General features: G+C 39.9%; 15 protein-coding genes. 10 read left to right on the forward strand and 5 right to left on the reverse strand.

Annotated elements, in window-relative coordinates; all coding sequences use genetic code 11:
• Positions 1–8: 8 nt before the first annotated feature.
• Positions 9–1400: a glycoside hydrolase family 140 protein gene (locus L0657_RS13320; RefSeq protein ID WP_235151288.1), complete on the reverse strand. Its 1392-nt coding sequence runs from the start codon at positions 1398–1400 to the stop codon at positions 9–11.
• Positions 1401–1582: 182 nt separating this feature from the next.
• Between L0657_RS13320 and L0657_RS13325 the strand changes: the two genes are divergently transcribed.
• Positions 1583–1954, forward strand: coding sequence for a globin (locus tag L0657_RS13325; RefSeq protein WP_235151289.1), 372 nt, complete (start codon positions 1583–1585; stop codon positions 1952–1954).
• 278 nt (positions 1955–2232) lie between these two features.
• The gene (locus L0657_RS13330) at positions 2233–2394 is read left to right on the forward strand and encodes a hypothetical protein (RefSeq protein WP_235151290.1); all 162 of its coding nucleotides are present in this window, start codon (positions 2233–2235) and stop codon (positions 2392–2394) included.
• Positions 2395–2446: 52 nt separating this feature from the next.
• Here L0657_RS13330 and L0657_RS13335 read toward each other — a convergent pair whose 3' ends face one another.
• A complete protein-coding gene (locus tag L0657_RS13335) occupies positions 2447–3235 on the reverse strand; it encodes a glycerophosphodiester phosphodiesterase family protein (RefSeq protein ID WP_235151291.1) in 789 nt (262 codons plus the stop codon).
• Between the two features lie 202 nt (positions 3236–3437).
• On the opposite strand from L0657_RS13335, the gene L0657_RS13340 reads away from it, so the two are divergent.
• Positions 3438–4853: a CCA tRNA nucleotidyltransferase gene (locus tag L0657_RS13340; RefSeq protein WP_235151292.1), complete on the forward strand. Its 1416-nt coding sequence runs from the start codon at positions 3438–3440 to the stop codon at positions 4851–4853.
• A 98-nt stretch (positions 4854–4951) separates the two neighbouring features.
• Positions 4952–5152, forward strand: coding sequence for a hypothetical protein (locus L0657_RS13345; RefSeq protein WP_235151293.1), 201 nt, complete (start codon positions 4952–4954; stop codon positions 5150–5152).
• On the opposite strand, the gene L0657_RS13350 is transcribed toward L0657_RS13345, so the two are convergent.
• A complete protein-coding gene (locus L0657_RS13350) occupies positions 5149–6450 on the reverse strand; it encodes a DUF2851 family protein (RefSeq protein ID WP_235151294.1) in 1302 nt (433 codons plus the stop codon). The two genes, L0657_RS13345 and L0657_RS13350, sit on opposite strands and share 4 nt — an antisense overlap.
• A 134-nt stretch (positions 6451–6584) precedes the next feature.
• Between L0657_RS13350 and mtgA the strand changes: the two genes are divergently transcribed.
• Complete coding sequence (mtgA, locus tag L0657_RS13355; RefSeq protein WP_235151295.1) at positions 6585–7271, forward strand: monofunctional biosynthetic peptidoglycan transglycosylase; 687 nt, start codon at positions 6585–6587, stop codon at positions 7269–7271.
• Between the two features lie 485 nt (positions 7272–7756).
• Here the strand turns inward: mtgA and L0657_RS13360 are convergent, their stop codons facing one another.
• Entirely contained in the window at positions 7757–8749 is a 993-nt protein-coding gene (locus L0657_RS13360) for a 2-hydroxyacid dehydrogenase (protein ID WP_235151296.1), read from the reverse strand.
• Between the two features lie 14 nt (positions 8750–8763).
• Positions 8764–9696, reverse strand: a complete 933-nt coding sequence (locus L0657_RS13365; RefSeq protein WP_235151297.1) for a hydrogen peroxide-inducible genes activator — start codon at positions 9694–9696, stop codon at positions 8764–8766.
• Between the two features lie 182 nt (positions 9697–9878).
• On the opposite strand from L0657_RS13365, the gene L0657_RS13370 reads away from it, so the two are divergent.
• The 5 genes from L0657_RS13370 to L0657_RS13390 all read left to right on the forward strand — a co-directional run bounded on the left by L0657_RS13370 (position 9879) and on the right by L0657_RS13390 (position 15424).
• Complete coding sequence (locus L0657_RS13370; protein ID WP_235151298.1) at positions 9879–11375, forward strand: catalase; 1497 nt, start codon at positions 9879–9881, stop codon at positions 11373–11375.
• 172 nt (positions 11376–11547) lie between these two features.
• Entirely contained in the window at positions 11548–11847 is a 300-nt protein-coding gene (locus tag L0657_RS13375; RefSeq protein ID WP_235151299.1) for a hypothetical protein, read from the forward strand.
• A gap of 176 nt (positions 11848–12023) precedes the next feature.
• Positions 12024–12590, forward strand: a complete 567-nt coding sequence (locus L0657_RS13380) for an RNA polymerase sigma-70 factor (RefSeq protein ID WP_235151300.1) — start codon at positions 12024–12026, stop codon at positions 12588–12590.
• Positions 12591–12601: 11 nt separating this feature from the next.
• On the forward strand, positions 12602–13582 hold the full coding sequence (locus L0657_RS13385; protein ID WP_235151301.1) for a FecR family protein: 981 nt from the start codon (positions 12602–12604) through the stop codon (positions 13580–13582).
• 15 nt (positions 13583–13597) lie between these two features.
• A complete protein-coding gene (locus L0657_RS13390; RefSeq protein WP_235151302.1) occupies positions 13598–15424 on the forward strand; it encodes an STN and carboxypeptidase regulatory-like domain-containing protein in 1827 nt (608 codons plus the stop codon).
• Positions 15425–15588: the final 164 nt, after the last annotated feature.

The following is a 15588-nucleotide window of genomic DNA, read 5'->3' on the forward strand; positions in this document are numbered from 1 at the left end:
GTGTTAGATTAGTTTTTGTGACCGGAAATTTTCGCGCGATCCAGAATTACTAAAACCCAATCGGTTCCAGGACCAGCCGCATATGGCTTAAAATCAAAAGTCTGATCAACTTTTACATCTCCGATTTTAATTCTTGTTGCGTCTCTTGGATTAAACCAATAGGCGTAAAAGGAACTTCCGGAAAGTTTGGTCATATCAATTTTAAGCGAACGGCCATAAAGAGTATAGGCGATCAAAAAATCCTTATTTTTAGAAACAGCAGCAATCTGAAAACCCGCATCTTCCGGGTTTTCGTTTTTTATTACCGACTGATCAGGTACAAGATTTTGCCAGGGAAATGATCTGAAAAAGTCCTTCATATATCCCATTTGATAAGCTCCTGGAAGATCCATCGCCGTTTTCCAGTTTGTCCGTGCAGTCGATACCGGAGGATTACGGTCATAATTAAAGAACTGCCAGATATCATGGCAACCGTATGTATGTCCGCAAGCACCGGAAAGCATTGCCCAGTAAGCTGCCTGTCTCGTATCAAAGTCATTGAAATAACCCAGTTCTGGTTTCCAGTTTACCGGATGATCTTCATACCTGGGCTCGCCGTCCAGTGTTGGTTTAATAGGAGATAAATTATAATCGTTGCGTATCATCTGGTAGTTTTTTATATCCTTGCCGCCATGCCCTGACTGGAACATGTTGAGATTCAGCCAACTTTCCTGATGGAAATATTTTGATGAATAATCCGCACCCATTGGATGGTAAGTGATAAGTTGGTCGTTGCCAATAACACTTTTTATACCTGCTGCCATTGCCTGGATAATCGCCGTATGTTTTTCATTTTCAGGACTTCTGTCGCCCCCTAAAATCCAGATTATTTTTTTGTTTTTAAACTTTCCTGCGAGATAAGCTCCGTAAATTCTGGCATTTTCAGGCGTGAAAATTTCCGGACCAATGCCCCATTTTTTATTAAACTTATCTCCCCAGGTCGGCAAAAGTCCAACATACATTTGCAGGCTGTTTGCCTTGTCTATCACGCTTTCGACATGTTTGAAGTACAGTTCGTTGGGCTTTGCAGGATCATTATTGATAAGCGGCAATTGTTTTTGCTGATCCGCTTGTGTCAATCCGTCAAATTCTGCTAAAACAACACTTTGGATAACATTGAAACCTTTGCCAGCCCGGTTTTTGAGATACATTTCTGCTTCTGCAAAATCCAGCCGTTGAAATAATTCCCAGGCGGTATCACCTAACCAGAAAAAGGGTGTCCCGTCTTCCTGTAAGATATGTCTGCTATCCTTCGGGATATGTAATTTTTGAAGCTTTGCAGCATTTTTCGGTGTCTTCTGTGCAAAATTTGGAAACCCGATTTGAAGGCAAAAAATGAAAAAAATAAATTTCTTCGTCATATTTGTATCGTTCAGGTTGTGTTAAAAGTCCGTAATTTGCTAAGAAAGAAATCTTAAACTGAATCATATAAACTATAAAGAAATCACGACTGTTCTGTTACTCTGAATGCGCTAATATTTGTTACGCTTCGTGAGTGCTAAGTTGAAGATATTTTGGTGATTGATTTAATTGAATTTATAAAATGGAGAATGCCTCACTATACGACCGGATTGGCGGCGAAGAAACGTTAAGAGCTTTGACGGATAGCTTTTATGATTTTGTCTTCGAACATGAACTGATCGCAAGGCTTTTCAAAAGTGACAAAGACGAAATAAAAGAAAAACAACGGCTCTTCTTGACGCAATTTTTGGGTGGCCCCGGCTTATATTCTGAGGTTTATGGTCACCCGAGACTACGTGCGCGCCACATTCCTCACCCGATCAGAGAAGAAGATGCAATTGCCTGGCTGACCTGCATGGACAAGGCCATTTCGACTTTGTCAATAAGCGATGATCTTAAAAAAGAACTGTTTGGCCGCTTTCCTCAGTCGGCAATGTTCATGGTAAACAGCTGATTTTTACGGTATTTAAGTGATTTTCGAAACCTTGATTTAGCAAATTAAGGTTTCATTATTTTATGTAAATTATTGACAATCAATTTATTGTATGATTTAGCGTTAAGTTTTGTGACAATTATTGTTATTAATATTTACTATTTCAATAATTTTTAGACTATTTTTGATTTAAAAATATCCTCCTTCAATCTATATAATTCTTGGAAACGTATATGTTTCATATACGTAGTCTACCCATCCTAGGAATACTTTCTCACAAGTAAATCTTCTCTATTAAGATGAATAGTGTTGTTGAATTTTTTTTACGCAGCTTAGTGGCAGTCGTCTGGTTAGCAGCATTGGTTGTTACCACAATCCTGCTTGCTCCTGTGCACCTTATCGTTATGATCGCCTCCTCGGTGTTTCAGAAAACGAATGTCCAGTCGCAATGGGTTTGGTGAAAGCCTGACCGACCTATCGTTAGAAATGAAGTGAATCAGTAAAGATCTTGGTCTAGAAAAACTGACCGAATTCAGAATCTATCTGGAAGTATTTTACACCATAAGTCTGCATTTTTTTGCAGTCTGATTTGGCATGTTGATACATATCTGTTTCGTTTCTGTAATGATATTTATTGATGGCCGCAACCACCATGATTTTTTCATTTTCTGCCCAGAGCACATCTTCCCGGGATAAATTGGCCGGGCGTTCAAAGAGGAAATAATGATCAGGACTGTAATCTTTACTCTTTTTATTTTCTTCCAGTTGTTTTCTCGTGCAGCTCAATTTCACTTTTCCGGTGAAAAACTCAGTCGATTCTTCGGTTCCGATCATTAATGCATTTTTACGCAGATCATATTTATCAAGCAACGCAATAAGCTGGTTAAAAAGCGTAATATCCAGACCTTCAATTTTGTTGTCAAGCATAACGTCCAATTTGTTGGATTGGCAAAAACTGAAAATATCTTCCAATTTTAACGGCACATTTTGATCAATCTTACTCGATAACTTTTGAATTTCTGACCAATTCGTTTCTGCAACCTTTCCCGGGGAATTATAGTATCTCGAAAAATTGGCGTCATGATTTGCAAGTAATATTCCGTCTTTGCTTTTCCGCATATCAATCTCAACCATTGCATATCCCGCTTCGGCAGCCTTTTTCAATGCCGGAAGCCCATTTTCGGTATAAGTGCTATCAACAATCCCACCACGATGAGCGATGAGTTTCAAATCGGATTGTCCCAGACAAACAGAGAACGGGGAAATGAAGCTGAGTAAAAATAGAATTGTTTTGAAAGACATTATCGGTAACAAGTATATTGATCAGGATGTGAAACGTTAATGAAGTTAATGATTCAAGGCTTATTTCTGCTAACGTTTTTTGTTAAAATAGTAACAATTATAGTGCAGAGCAGCGGCAGATTTGATAATAAACAGATAACAGATTGTTGTTTGGTTATGTCTAAACTAAATGTAAAGAACAAGAATTTCTTACCTTTGCGGCATGAATTTCAAAGAGCAGCTTATAAATTATCCGATACTTGAAATAGTAGCCCGGGCTTCGGCAGAGCTCGGTGTTGAAGCCTATATTATTGGCGGATTCGTCCGCGACCTGATACTGAAAAGACCAAGTAAAGATATTGATATCGTTTCAATTGGAAGCGGAATTGAGTTGGCAGAGCTTGTTGCTCAGCAACTTGGCCCGGATGTCCACGTAAATATATTTAAAACTTTTGGAACAGCGCAAATCCGTCAGGGCGATCTGGAAGTGGAGTTTGTAGGAGCCAGAAGAGAATCTTACAGCCCTGATTCCAGGAAACCAGCTGTTGAAGACGGCACACTTCAGGACGATCAGAACCGTCGGGATTTTACGATCAATGCGATGGGCATAAGCCTGAGCCGGAATAACTTTGGCGACCTGATTGATCCGTTTGAGGGAATGCGCGACCTGCGAAAAAAAATAATTCGTACGCCTCTCGAGCCTGGAATCACATTTTCAGACGATCCTTTGCGTATGATGCGCGCGATTCGTTTTGCATCACAACTTAACTTTGATATTGAGCCGGATACTTTCGATGCAATCATTGGTATGAAAGACCGGATCAGTATTGTTTCGATGGAGAGGATTTCCGACGAGCTTAATAAAATTATTCTTTCCCCGACGCCATCTTACGGTTTCAAGCTGCTTTTTCACGCCGGACTTCTTCACATCATTTTTCCTGAGATGATAGAATTGTTAGGGGTTGAAACTATTGACGGCAAAGGACATAAAGATAATTTTTACCATACGCTTCAGGTGCTTGATAACGTAAGTCAGAATACTGATGATTTGTGGCTTCGCTGGGCGGCGATTTTACATGATATCGCCAAACCTGCCACTAAACGTTTTGACAAAAAAGCAGGCTGGACTTTTCATAATCATGAAGAAATCGGCGCTCGGATGGTTCCTGTTATTTTTCGCAGGATGAAACTTCCGCAGAATGAAAAAATGCGGTTTGTGAAAAAATTGGTGCGTCTGCATTTACGCCCGATTGTCTTGTCAAAAGAGGAAATTACGGATTCGGCCATGCGTAGATTATTGGTTGAAGCCGGAGAAGATATTGAAGCGTTAATGAAACTTTGCCGGGCCGATATCACTTCCAAAAATCCTGATAAGGTCAAGCGTTTTCTTCACAATTTTGATATTGTTGAGCAAAAACTGAAAGACCTTGAAGAACGCGACAAACTCCGAAGTTTCCAGCCGGTGATTTCCGGCGAAATTATCATAGAAACTTTCGGTTTGAAACCTTCCCGGGAGGTCGGGATTATGAAGGAAATTATTCGCGAAGCGATTCTGGAAGGAATAATTCCGAATGAATACCAGCCAGCTTATCACTTTATGGTTGAAGAAGGTAAGAAAATGGGCCTTTCTGTCCAATAATCGGGTTTATTATGCTACCAATGGATTGAATAAATTTCCTGATTGTATATTTTTGCAAACCTTTGTAAACCGAACGAATCGCTTCATTACTATACCAAATGGAAAGTACACAGTTTAAACGTTTTTTTGGAGCCCTGCTAACGTTGTTGGGCATCGCAGTTTTATTATTCGCTTGTGTCGCTTTTCTTTCTGAAAAACCGGTGTTAGGTCTTACAGTTACGAAGTGGGAATCCGTTGTGCCGTTTTTGGTTGGTTCTGTTTTCCTGCTTACAGGCGTGAATCTGGTCAGCAGAGTTTAAGAAGAACGAACCAGCGTCGCGCCGACATTGCATTCCAGACATTTTTTAGCGGAACAATAATGATTGTACCACTCAATTAATGCCTGGGAATCTGCTGCCGTTTTTACTTTCATTTCCAAAGTTTCCCACTCACGCGTGATCCGGTTATTTTCTGACGGAAGCTGGTTAAGCCAACTTAATGCCTTTTCTAATAATTCAGGTTGTTGGCGTTGCTTTGAATAGGCGACGAGCAGCGGGACAGCTGCATTAATAATCAACAAATTAATGGCATCTTTTCCCATCACAGGGACGTTTGTTTTAGATAATTTGCCAAACTGGAAATGATGTATCCAGTAATCTGATTGTTTCAGATTAAATAATGTATTTAATTCTTTAACGGAATCTGCGGTAGTTAACGCAGAAAACAGCGCCCCGGTTTTTTGGATTAAACTGGCGAACTGTGAAAGACGGATCGTAGGGAATCCGGCTGGCCTGAGGCGGAGAAATTTGAATTCATGTGTGTTCATTTGCAAATCTCTTAACTGGTATTTGCCAGCCAGGAAATTGTATTCCCTTCGAAGTTCCTGAACATAAATTTCTTCCGTTTCGGAATCTTCCGGTAATAAACCTCCCGATCCAAAAAGTACTGCTTCGAGCTGGGTGAGCTGATTCCGATGTTTTTGTAAGATTTTTAATGGAACAATTTGCGTCAATCTCAAAAATGCCGGATCGTTCAGTTTAAATCCGAAATGCTGACCCAGCCACTGGTATGCTGTTTCTTCCCAATCCTGATGATTCGCATGCCATAATTCAATTACCTTCGAAGCTTTCTGGTCAAGCCTTTCCAGCAAAACCTTGTCGAGCATCGAAAGTTTTTGAAGTTCATTTACTGACGCAAATTGTTCCCCGCAAGCAATCCCGACAGAATCGTAAACTCCCTGCGCACTCATCAGCGAAGCATACCTTTCCAGAATTGAAAGTTTGACCAATCCCTTCAAAGACAAAACCGGAAGTAAGGTTTTGTCGGGCCGAAAAATGGGTATATCATTTTCCCAAACTACATGTAGGATTACACTTTCGTAAGCCGGATCGCCGGTATGGTCATGTGCCAGCCAGTCAGAAGATTTGGTATGGATTTCGATGGAACCAATCCAGTCGACACCATCTATTCGGATCCGCGCATTTGAAAAATCAGGTCCTGCGTTGCTGTTTCTGTTTCCGGTTCTTGTAATTTGAATACTTTCACCCGTTTCAACCCGGAGATCTGAGGCATCAAAATATTGGAATTGCCATATAAAACTGAGCAGATCTTCATTCATAGTAATCTCAGATAGCGTGTGTAGAAAAAATATACAATTCTGGCCGGCCGATCTTTGTCTAAACCTGAATTGTTTCTGTTCTTTGTACGTGTGTTTATTGGTTTGGTTTCTTATCCTGAGGAAATAATTATTGTATGCTCCGTCGTTTGCTGTCTTATGTTATTAAATTTTCAATCTACTTTTTTGTCATTTCCATTGTTTGGGTTGTGGTTTTAAAATTTGTTCCCGTGTGGGTAACGCCTTTTATGATCACAAGAAAAATTGAAGCTTTCGCCGAAGACGAGGATACAGAAATTCATAAGGACTGGGAATCTTACGATAATATTTCAAAAGAGGTAGCATTGGCGGTGGTGGCGTCAGAAGATCAGAATTTCCCAAACCACTGGGGTTTTGATTTTGATGAGATTTATGATGCGATGACCGAAAAGCGGAAAAGGGCACGCGGCGCAAGCACAATTTCACAACAAGTGGCGAAAAACGTGTTTTTGTGGCACGGAAGAAGTTATATCCGCAAAGGTTTGGAAGTTTACTTCACTGTATTAATTGAGTTAATATGGGATAAGCAGAGGATCCTGGAAGTATATCTGAATGTAGCAGAAATGGGGAAAATGACTTTTGGCGTGGAGGCTGCGTCCCAACGGTTTTATAAGAAATCTGCTAAAAATCTGACCCGGTATGAAGCTGCAAGAATCGCAGCCGTATTGCCCAATCCTGTTCGTTTTTCGATTAAAAATCCGTCTACCTATGTTAACAAAAGAACAAATCAGATCGTGAGACAAATGAAATATCTGGGTGGCAGAAATTATATCGCAGATTTATGATTTGGTTTGATCGGCAATTGTCATCTACAATTTATGGAGTAACGTATTTTCGCTTTCTTATGGCAAATATCCTCCTCGAGGTTTCCTGGTAAGTCGAGGAGGCTCCTAGCGGAGCCGGTAATTTTTCCAAACATTCATTTTCTATAAACAGGAAGCTCTGCAAGAGCTGTGGATAGTGATACTGAATGTCTCAAACGAGTATTTTGAATTTATCATTTTGCCGAAATAACCTCATCGAGGTTTCCTGTTTATAGCTTATCAGTTTATTTGAGATAATGTAACTCCGCTAGGAGTTTCCTGCTATTTCGAGGAGGCCCCTAGTGGAGCCGGTAATTTTTTCAAACAAATATTTTCTATAAACAGGAAGCTCTACGAGAGCTTTGAATGATAATACTTAACATCTGAAATTGAGTTTTTATGCAATTTCTTTCTTTTCCAAACCAACCATGTGGCAAGCCAGGAGAGGCGAAATGTTAATCAAAAATCTAACTTTTTACTTCATTTAACAATTCTCCGTCATTTTCAAATGCTGACAAATTATTCAATGTTATCGTCGCAATTTCTTCCAGCGCCTCTTTTGTAAAAAAACCTAAATGTCCGGTTATTAGTACGTTAGGAAAAGAAATTAATCGGGCAATTGTATCATCCTGAATAACACTTTCTGAAAGATCCTGAAAGAAAAGGTCCGCCTCCTGCTCATAAACATCTATTCCAAGATAACCGATTTTGCCATTTTTTAGGCCTTCGATGGCATCTTTCGCTTCAACCAGAGCGCCTCGGCTGGTATTGATGATCATTACACCATCTTTCATTTTCGAAATTGTAGTCGCGTCAATAAGATGAGCCGTTTCTGGTGTAAGCGGACAATGAAGGGAAATGATCTCACTTTCTTTCAATAAATCATCCAGCGTTTTGTAAACAACTCCTCTTTCAACGAGTTGGCTGGATTCCCTGACGTCATACGCCAAAACCTTACATCCAAAACCCAGCATGATTTTACAAAATGCCGTACCGATGAGTCCGGTTCCGATAACGCCAACCGTTTTTCCAAACAGATTAAAACCAGTCAAATTTTCAATAGAAAAGTTTCCCTCCCGAACCCTGTTATATGCTTTATGTGTTTTTCTGTTTAAAGTTAAGATCAATGCTGCCGCATGTTCCGCCACAGATTCCGGAGAATAAGCTGGGACCCGAACAACTTTTAATTGATGTTCCCTCGCGGCTTTTAAATCAACATTATTAAATCCGGCACATCGCAGCGCAATTAATTTGATGCCATTTTTACTGATTATTTCAATCGTTTCCTGGTTAATTATATCATTCACAAATACACAGATTGCATCAAAGCCAACGGTAAGTACGGCAGTTTGTGCGTTGAGCGGAACTTCAAAGAAATTCAGTTCGTGAATATTGTCCGTGTTGAATTTGGTAAAATACTCTTTGTCGTAAGACTTTGTACTGAAAAAGGCAACTTTCATAAGATTGTGTTTAATTAGAGAACTCTCATTTCGACCTTTTTATCTTGAATTTCTTTCGGCATATAATCTATAATTCCGGTTTTTAGCGCATCGATAAGTCTCGTTTTGACCTGCTCACGATTCACCACAAGACAAACTTCACGGGCAGGTTCAGGAAACTGAAAATGACGGATATGTCTTTTCCTTTCTTCTGATAATTCATTTACAGCAAGTTCGGGTAAAATTGTTATACCGCCATTTTTTTCTACCATACGAATCAACGTCTCAATACTGCCGGAACGATAATGAAAGCTGTTTCCAAATTGGCTGCTGCGGCTAAGTTCGCATAATCGCTGAATTTGCGTCCGAAAACAATGCCCTTCTTCTAAAAGCCAGAGGTCATTAGGTTCAATCTCTCCCGGAAGGATATATTGTTTGTTATAAAGATCGGTATTTTCGGACACATAGGCGTAAAATATTTCCTTATAAAGAGGGATTTCCTGCAAGCCGCTGTCGCCGGAAAGTGAGGCTACAATTCCAACATCCAGATTTCCAAGTTTGAGTTCGGTGATGATCCGTTCCGTGATCATTTCTGAAACATGAAGCCTGATGTTGGGATAATTTTCAATGAAAGGCTGAACCAGATGAGGAAGCAGATAAGGGGCCACCGTCGGGATAATTCCAATTCTTAACTCCCCGGACAGATCACCATTAAAATGTTTGGCAATTTCAGTCATTTGTCTGGCTTCAAATAGAATGGTTTTTGCCTGATCAATGATCAATCTTCCGATAGCTGTCGGGACGATCGGCTGTTTGGTTCGGTCAAAGATTTTAACGCTCAGCTCGTCTTCAAGTTTTCGGATCATCATAGATAACGTCGGCTGGGTCACATTACAATGTTCCGAAGCCTGGACGAAATGCCGGTGGTTATCAACGGCAACGATGTATTCCAGTTGTTGGATATTCATAAACGGTTATTAATAGTATAGGAATGTGAAGATTTGATTGATACCATCACGTTCAGATAATTATCTATATCAATTAAATCTATGCAAAGATAGAAACTATCAGTTTGATTTATGAAATTCATCGGGTTTAATTTGTGACGTACTTCATCTAAAAAGTAAGCAACAGTTTAAGAATTATCCTTATGTCCGAACAACAGAAAAGATTAACGACAGCCTCAGGCAAACCCTACACCGAACACGAAAACAGCCAGACTGTTGGTCCGCGCGGCCCGATCTTGTTACAGGATTTTATCTTACATGAAAAAATGGCGCATTTCAACCGCGAGCGTATACCTGAGCGTGTTGTGCATGCAAAAGGTTCAGGCGCTTACGGTACTTTTACAGTTACGCATGACATTACAAAATATACGAAAGCGAAGGTTTTCAGTGAAATTGGCAAGCAAACAAAAACTTTCCTGCGTTTCTCAACGGTTGGCGGCGAAAAAGGATCTGCCGATACGGAGCGTGATCCAAGAGGTTTCGCTTTGAAATTTTACACCGAGGATGGAAATTGGGATATTGTTGGAAATAACACGCCTGTTTTTTTTATAAAAGATCCAAAAAAATTCAGCGACTTTATACATACGCAAAAACGTGATCCGCGTACAAACACGAAAAGCGCCACGATGATGTGGGATTTCTGGTCATTAAATCCGGAAAGTTTACATCAGGTTATGATACTTTTTAGCGACCGTGGAACACCATATAGTTACCGGCATATGCACGGTTTTGGCAGTCATACTTTCTCGATGATCAATGCTGAAAATGAAAGGGTTTTTGTGAAATTTCACTTTAAAACGCAGCAAAAAATCAAAAACTTCACGGATGCCGAAGCGGGAAGAATGAAGGGAATGGATGCTGACTGGGCACAGCGCGATCTGGTTGATGCGATTGACAACGGAGATTTTCCAAAGTGGGAATTGAAAATCCAGGTTATGACAGAGGAGCAGACACAAACCTTCCGCTGGAACCCGTTTGATGTCACAAAAGTCTGGCCTCAGAGCGAATTTCCACTGATCGATGTGGGAGTTTTAGAACTGAATGAAGTACCCAACAATTTCTTTGCCCATGTTGAGCAGGCTGCGTTCGCCCCATCACATGTTGTGGATGGCATTGGATATTCTCCTGACAGAATGCTGCAGGGACGTTTGCTTTCTTATCCGGATGCTCAGCGTTACAGGTTAGGAGCCAATTACGAGCAGCTTCCTGTGAACCGTTGCCCATATGCGACCAACAATTATCAGCGTGACGGAGCGATGCGTTTCGATGGAAATGGCGAGGGAAATCCAAATTATTTTCCGAATAGTTTTGATGAAATCGAAGTTGATCAAAATTATAAGGAGCCTGCGGAAAACATGTATTCTCTTGTAGCAGACTGGTATGACCGCAACGGAGAAAATGAGAATGATCACTATACACAAGCCGGTGATCTTTTTCGGAATGTGTTCAGTGATGAAGAAAAAACAACGCAGATAAACAACTTTTTGGGGTCACTGAAAAATGTCAGCGGACCCAAACGCGAACTAATCCTGAATCGTCAGCTTTGCCATTTCTTTCGGGCCGATCCTGAATTAGGCGTTAGGATTGCTCAGGGTTTAGGTATTCAGATTGACGAGAATATGTTTGCTCACAAAGGTTAAGTTGATTAAAGGAATATAATGTAGGTTACAAAGCCATGTGGAACTTTTCGCATGGCTTTGTCGTGCAGTTAAAATATGATTAAATTTTATTGGTAAAGTACCGTATCTTATTCAAATTCGTAACTTACGTCAATAATTTAACAAAGCGTATCACACTTAACCAGTTTATAAAATGAAGCAATTAGCAGGAATAATGATGCTTATGTTTTTGGTAATGACGGGAACGGCGTTTGCCCAGACTGCCACACCAGCAACCACAGCCGCAACAACAAAAAAGAAGGCTGATCAAGAAGTGAAGGCTGCGAAAAGCGAGGTCAAATCAGGTGCGCAAGCTACGGGTGCAAAATTGAAAAAAGACGGAACACTGGACAAGCGTTATGCAGAAAACAAAAATCTTAAAAAAGACGGAACCCCAGACAAAAGATTTAAAGCAAACAAAAAAGATTCGCTGAAGGCGGGTAAAAAACCTTGATCCTACAAGTAAGGAATTGAAAAACGGGCTGCAATTTTTTTGCAGCCCGTTTTTTGTGCCTGATAATTGAAAGGAAATTTCTTTTTCTCTTGAAAATTTAGGGTAAGCCACTCAATGGTTGTCATGGATATGAACAATCGGAAGCAGCAATTTTGATTCTTATTTATTTCAATGCAATGAATGTAACCGAAGAAGGTACCTATCTGCTAAGCAAAGAAACGGAAGCGGAATTTGAGAAGGTATTTAAATCAAATTTCAAAAATCTGCATGCTTATGCTAACACGATCATACATGATGATGTGATGGCAGAAGAAATGGTGCAGAACGTTTTTTGCCGTTTATGGGAAAAACGTGAGCAGATCCAGATACGCGAATCGGTTGGTGCCTATTTATACCGGTCTGTTTATCACGAAAGTCTGAATTATTTAAAGCATTTGAAAGTTCGGGATGCGTATCAAAACTATGTAGTTAACTATATGGCAGATATGGATAACGGCTGTTATGAAATCGAGTTGGGAGAGCTGGAAGATAGGCTTGGAGCGGCTTTATTAGAATTGCCCGAAAAATGCAGGACTATTTTCCAGATGAGCCGTTTTGAGGAACTGAAGTATCAGGAAATTGCTGATAAACTGGAAATTCCTGTAAAAACGGTTGAAAATCAGATGGGAAAAGCTTTGAGATTACTGCGTTTGAAGCTGGTGGATTTTCTGCCAATTGTTTTAATAACATTGTTGATAGCATAACAAACAAGATCATGCGAAGAGAAATGAACAATATGGATGATCTGCTGGTAAAATATTTACTGGATGAATCAACCAGGCAGGAGCGGGGAGAAGTAGAAAAATGGGTAGCTGCAAAAACGGGAAACAGGATATATTTTGAAAATTTCAAACTGATCTGGAAACGGAGCAAAACCTTGGCTGCGCATAATGACGTGGATGAGGATATCGCCTGGATCCGCTTTAAGGATAAGATGCAGGAAACAGAAATTCCTGTAATTCCGTTAAAAACCAACCCCCTTTTCAAATATTTCCGCATTGCTGTGGCTATTGTTCTTGTGGCAGGAGGAAGCTGGTTGACTTATCTGATGGCAACAAAAGACAGTTTTTCGCAGGAAATTTCTGTGCATTCGGGAGCCAAAACGTTGGTTAAGACTTTACCGGATGGGTCTATTATTACTTTAAATAAAAATTCAAAAATTACCTATGGTAAGGATTTTACAGCAGGCGGAACTCGGAAAGTTAAATTAAAAGGAGAAGCATTTTTTCAGGTCACTCCGGATAAAACAAAGCCATTTCTGGTTGATGCAAACGAGGTGATCGTTCGTGTAGTCGGGACATCATTTAATGTAAAAAGCAGTATAAAACAAACAGAAGTAATTGTTGAAACAGGGCTAGTTGAGGTGACGAAAAAAGAAGAGAAAGTTAAAATTAAACCTACGGAAAAGGTGACTGTTTTTGAAGATCAATCTGTGTTGGCAGTTAAAAAAAATGAAGATCAATTTTATAAATATTATAGAACAGACAAACTTGTCTGTCATGATACTCCGCTCTGGAAACTCGCCAATGTTTTGAGTGACGTATACCAGAGACAGATCATTGTTAGTAACGAAAGAAAAAATCTTCCAATAACCACTACTTTCGACGGCAAATCGCTGGATGAGGTTTTAATGATTATTTCGGAAACGTTTAACATAACCGTTGTGCGGAATGATGGGCAGATAATTTTAAAATAGGCTGTATCTTTCGGCATGAATTGGACTTTTACTTTACGTAAAGCACTATATCTGGTAGCAATCTTTCTTTTGCTCTCCTCGTTTTGTCATGCCCAAAAGTTGCTCAACAGACATGTTTCAATCCATGTTAAACAGAAGCCTGTTTCCGAAGTTTTAAAGCTGGTCAGCGAACAAGGTAAATTTTATTTTTCCTATAATAGTGATCTTGTTCCGGGTGATAGTCTGGTTACTATAAAAGCCGATAATAAATCAGTTGAGCAGATTTTAGATGATTTATTAACTGGAATTTATCAATATAAAGAAACAGGTGATTATATAATTATTCAAAGACCTCAAAAAGAAAAATATTACTATCTGACGGGTCGGATATTTGATAATGAGACTGGAAAAGAGGTTGATTATGCCAGCATTTATTCCAAGCAGCAGCTCGCTTCTGCACTATCCGATGACAACGGGTTTTTCCGGCTGCGCTTGCGTGACCGGAATTTTCCTTTGTCTTTAACAATCAGTAAAGTGGGATATGCAGATACAACAATCGTCATCAATTCGGAGCAGGAACGTGACCTTTCAATCACTATTTATCAAAAAGCAGTTGATCTGGATCCGGTATTTGTGCGTTATTCAGAGGGTGGGGGAAGCTGGCTGGCGCGCATGTTTGTATCATCAAAATTGCGATTACAAAGCAGAAATATTAGCAGGTTTTTTGTTTCGCTGCCTTATCAGGCTTCCTTCACACCTGGTCTGAGCACGCATGGGAAAATGAGTTCGCAGGTTAGTAACAAGCTTTCGCTAAATATTCTCGGTGGTTATACTGCTGGCGTCGATGGCGTTGAAATTGCTGGTTGGTTCAATATTTCAAAAAAAGATGTTCGATATGTTCAAATCGCCGGGATGTTCAACATTGTCTCTGGCCACGTTCATGGCGTGCAGGTTGCGGGTTTACATAACCATGTATTAGATTCATTAAAAGGTGTTCAAATTTCCGGCCTTACCAATCAGATCAACAAAACGTTGACAGGCGTTCAGGTATCTGGCTGGCTGAGTAAGGTTTCCGGTAAAATGTATGGAGTCCAGATCGCTGGCGTTGGCAATTTAGCAAAAGATAAAGTGGACGGTGCGCAGGTCAGTGGAATATTTAATCTTTCGAAAGCAACAATGTCCGGCGCGCAAATTACTGCCGGAATTAATTTTGGAAAAGATTCAGTTTCAGGAGTGCAAATTGCCGGATTTGGTAATTCTGCAAAAGCAGAAATGCAGGGACTTCAGCTTGCCGGACTTTTTAATTATGCTAAAAACCTAAAAGGAGTGCAGGTGGGCGTAATCAATCTGGCAGATTCATCTTCCGGTTACAGCATCGGACTCATTAATTTGGTCAAAAACGGAAAAGGTGCTTTTTCGTTACATGCCAATGAAATCCTTCCCTTGAACTTTGCATGGAAATCGGGTAACCGAAAGCTCTATAATGTATTCACAATTGGAGCCAGTTTGGGAGAAAATAATAAGGCTTATACTTTTGGTTTTGGCGTGGGAAAAGAGTTTGTCTTAAATAAATATCTCACTTTAAATGCCGAGATTATAAATCAGAATTTTTATCTCGGTCAATGGAAAGATCTCCCTGTTTTATACCGTTTTCAGACAGGTTTAAATGTTAAAATCAGCAAGAGACTTTCAGTATTTGCAGGGCCATCTTTCAATGTTTTCAACTCCGAACAAAAGGAATTTAAAATAGGATATCAAACTTTGGCTGATGAAGGAACTTACCGCTTTAAAATAAACAGTACCACAAACGCCTGGGTTGGCTGGCAAGGCGGTTTGATATGGAACTACGGCAAGCAGCGTTAATGTGTGTTTTTAAGTTCTATGGCATATTCTTCATTACATTTTCTATAAATTTCTATTTTTTCCATTTAAAATTTAGGGTAAACCTCAATCCGGTTGTCAATTCTATACATACCGCAACAGGAAAGATTGAAGGCCTGCAATTTAAAGTTCCATGCAGTATGTGT

It is taken from the genome of Dyadobacter sp. CY345 (assembly GCF_021502725.1).
Classification (GTDB): domain Bacteria; phylum Bacteroidota; class Bacteroidia; order Cytophagales; family Spirosomataceae; genus Dyadobacter.

Bases quoted from the DNA above. Each gene is read 5' to 3' on its own strand.
- L0657_RS13320 (WP_235151288.1), bottom strand. From the start codon at position 1,400: ATGACGAAGAAATTTATTTTTTTCATTTTTTGCCTTCAAATCGGGTTT.
- L0657_RS13325 (WP_235151289.1), top strand. From the start codon at position 1,583: ATGGAGAATGCCTCACTATACGACCGGATTGGCGGCGAAGAAACGTTA.
- L0657_RS13330 (WP_235151290.1), top strand. From the start codon at position 2,233: ATGAATAGTGTTGTTGAATTTTTTTTACGCAGCTTAGTGGCAGTCGTC.
- L0657_RS13335 (WP_235151291.1), bottom strand. From the start codon at position 3,235: ATGTCTTTCAAAACAATTCTATTTTTACTCAGCTTCATTTCCCCGTTC.
- L0657_RS13340 (WP_235151292.1), top strand. From the start codon at position 3,438: ATGAATTTCAAAGAGCAGCTTATAAATTATCCGATACTTGAAATAGTA.
- L0657_RS13345 (WP_235151293.1), top strand. From the start codon at position 4,952: ATGGAAAGTACACAGTTTAAACGTTTTTTTGGAGCCCTGCTAACGTTG.
- L0657_RS13350 (WP_235151294.1), bottom strand. From the start codon at position 6,450: ATGAATGAAGATCTGCTCAGTTTTATATGGCAATTCCAATATTTTGAT.
- mtgA (WP_235151295.1), top strand. From the start codon at position 6,585: ATGCTCCGTCGTTTGCTGTCTTATGTTATTAAATTTTCAATCTACTTT.
- L0657_RS13360 (WP_235151296.1), bottom strand. From the start codon at position 8,749: ATGAAAGTTGCCTTTTTCAGTACAAAGTCTTACGACAAAGAGTATTTT.
- L0657_RS13365 (WP_235151297.1), bottom strand. From the start codon at position 9,696: ATGAATATCCAACAACTGGAATACATCGTTGCCGTTGATAACCACCGG.
- L0657_RS13370 (WP_235151298.1), top strand. From the start codon at position 9,879: ATGTCCGAACAACAGAAAAGATTAACGACAGCCTCAGGCAAACCCTAC.
- L0657_RS13375 (WP_235151299.1), top strand. From the start codon at position 11,548: ATGAAGCAATTAGCAGGAATAATGATGCTTATGTTTTTGGTAATGACG.
- L0657_RS13380 (WP_235151300.1), top strand. From the start codon at position 12,024: ATGAATGTAACCGAAGAAGGTACCTATCTGCTAAGCAAAGAAACGGAA.
- L0657_RS13385 (WP_235151301.1), top strand. From the start codon at position 12,602: ATGCGAAGAGAAATGAACAATATGGATGATCTGCTGGTAAAATATTTA.
- L0657_RS13390 (WP_235151302.1), top strand. From the start codon at position 13,598: ATGAATTGGACTTTTACTTTACGTAAAGCACTATATCTGGTAGCAATC.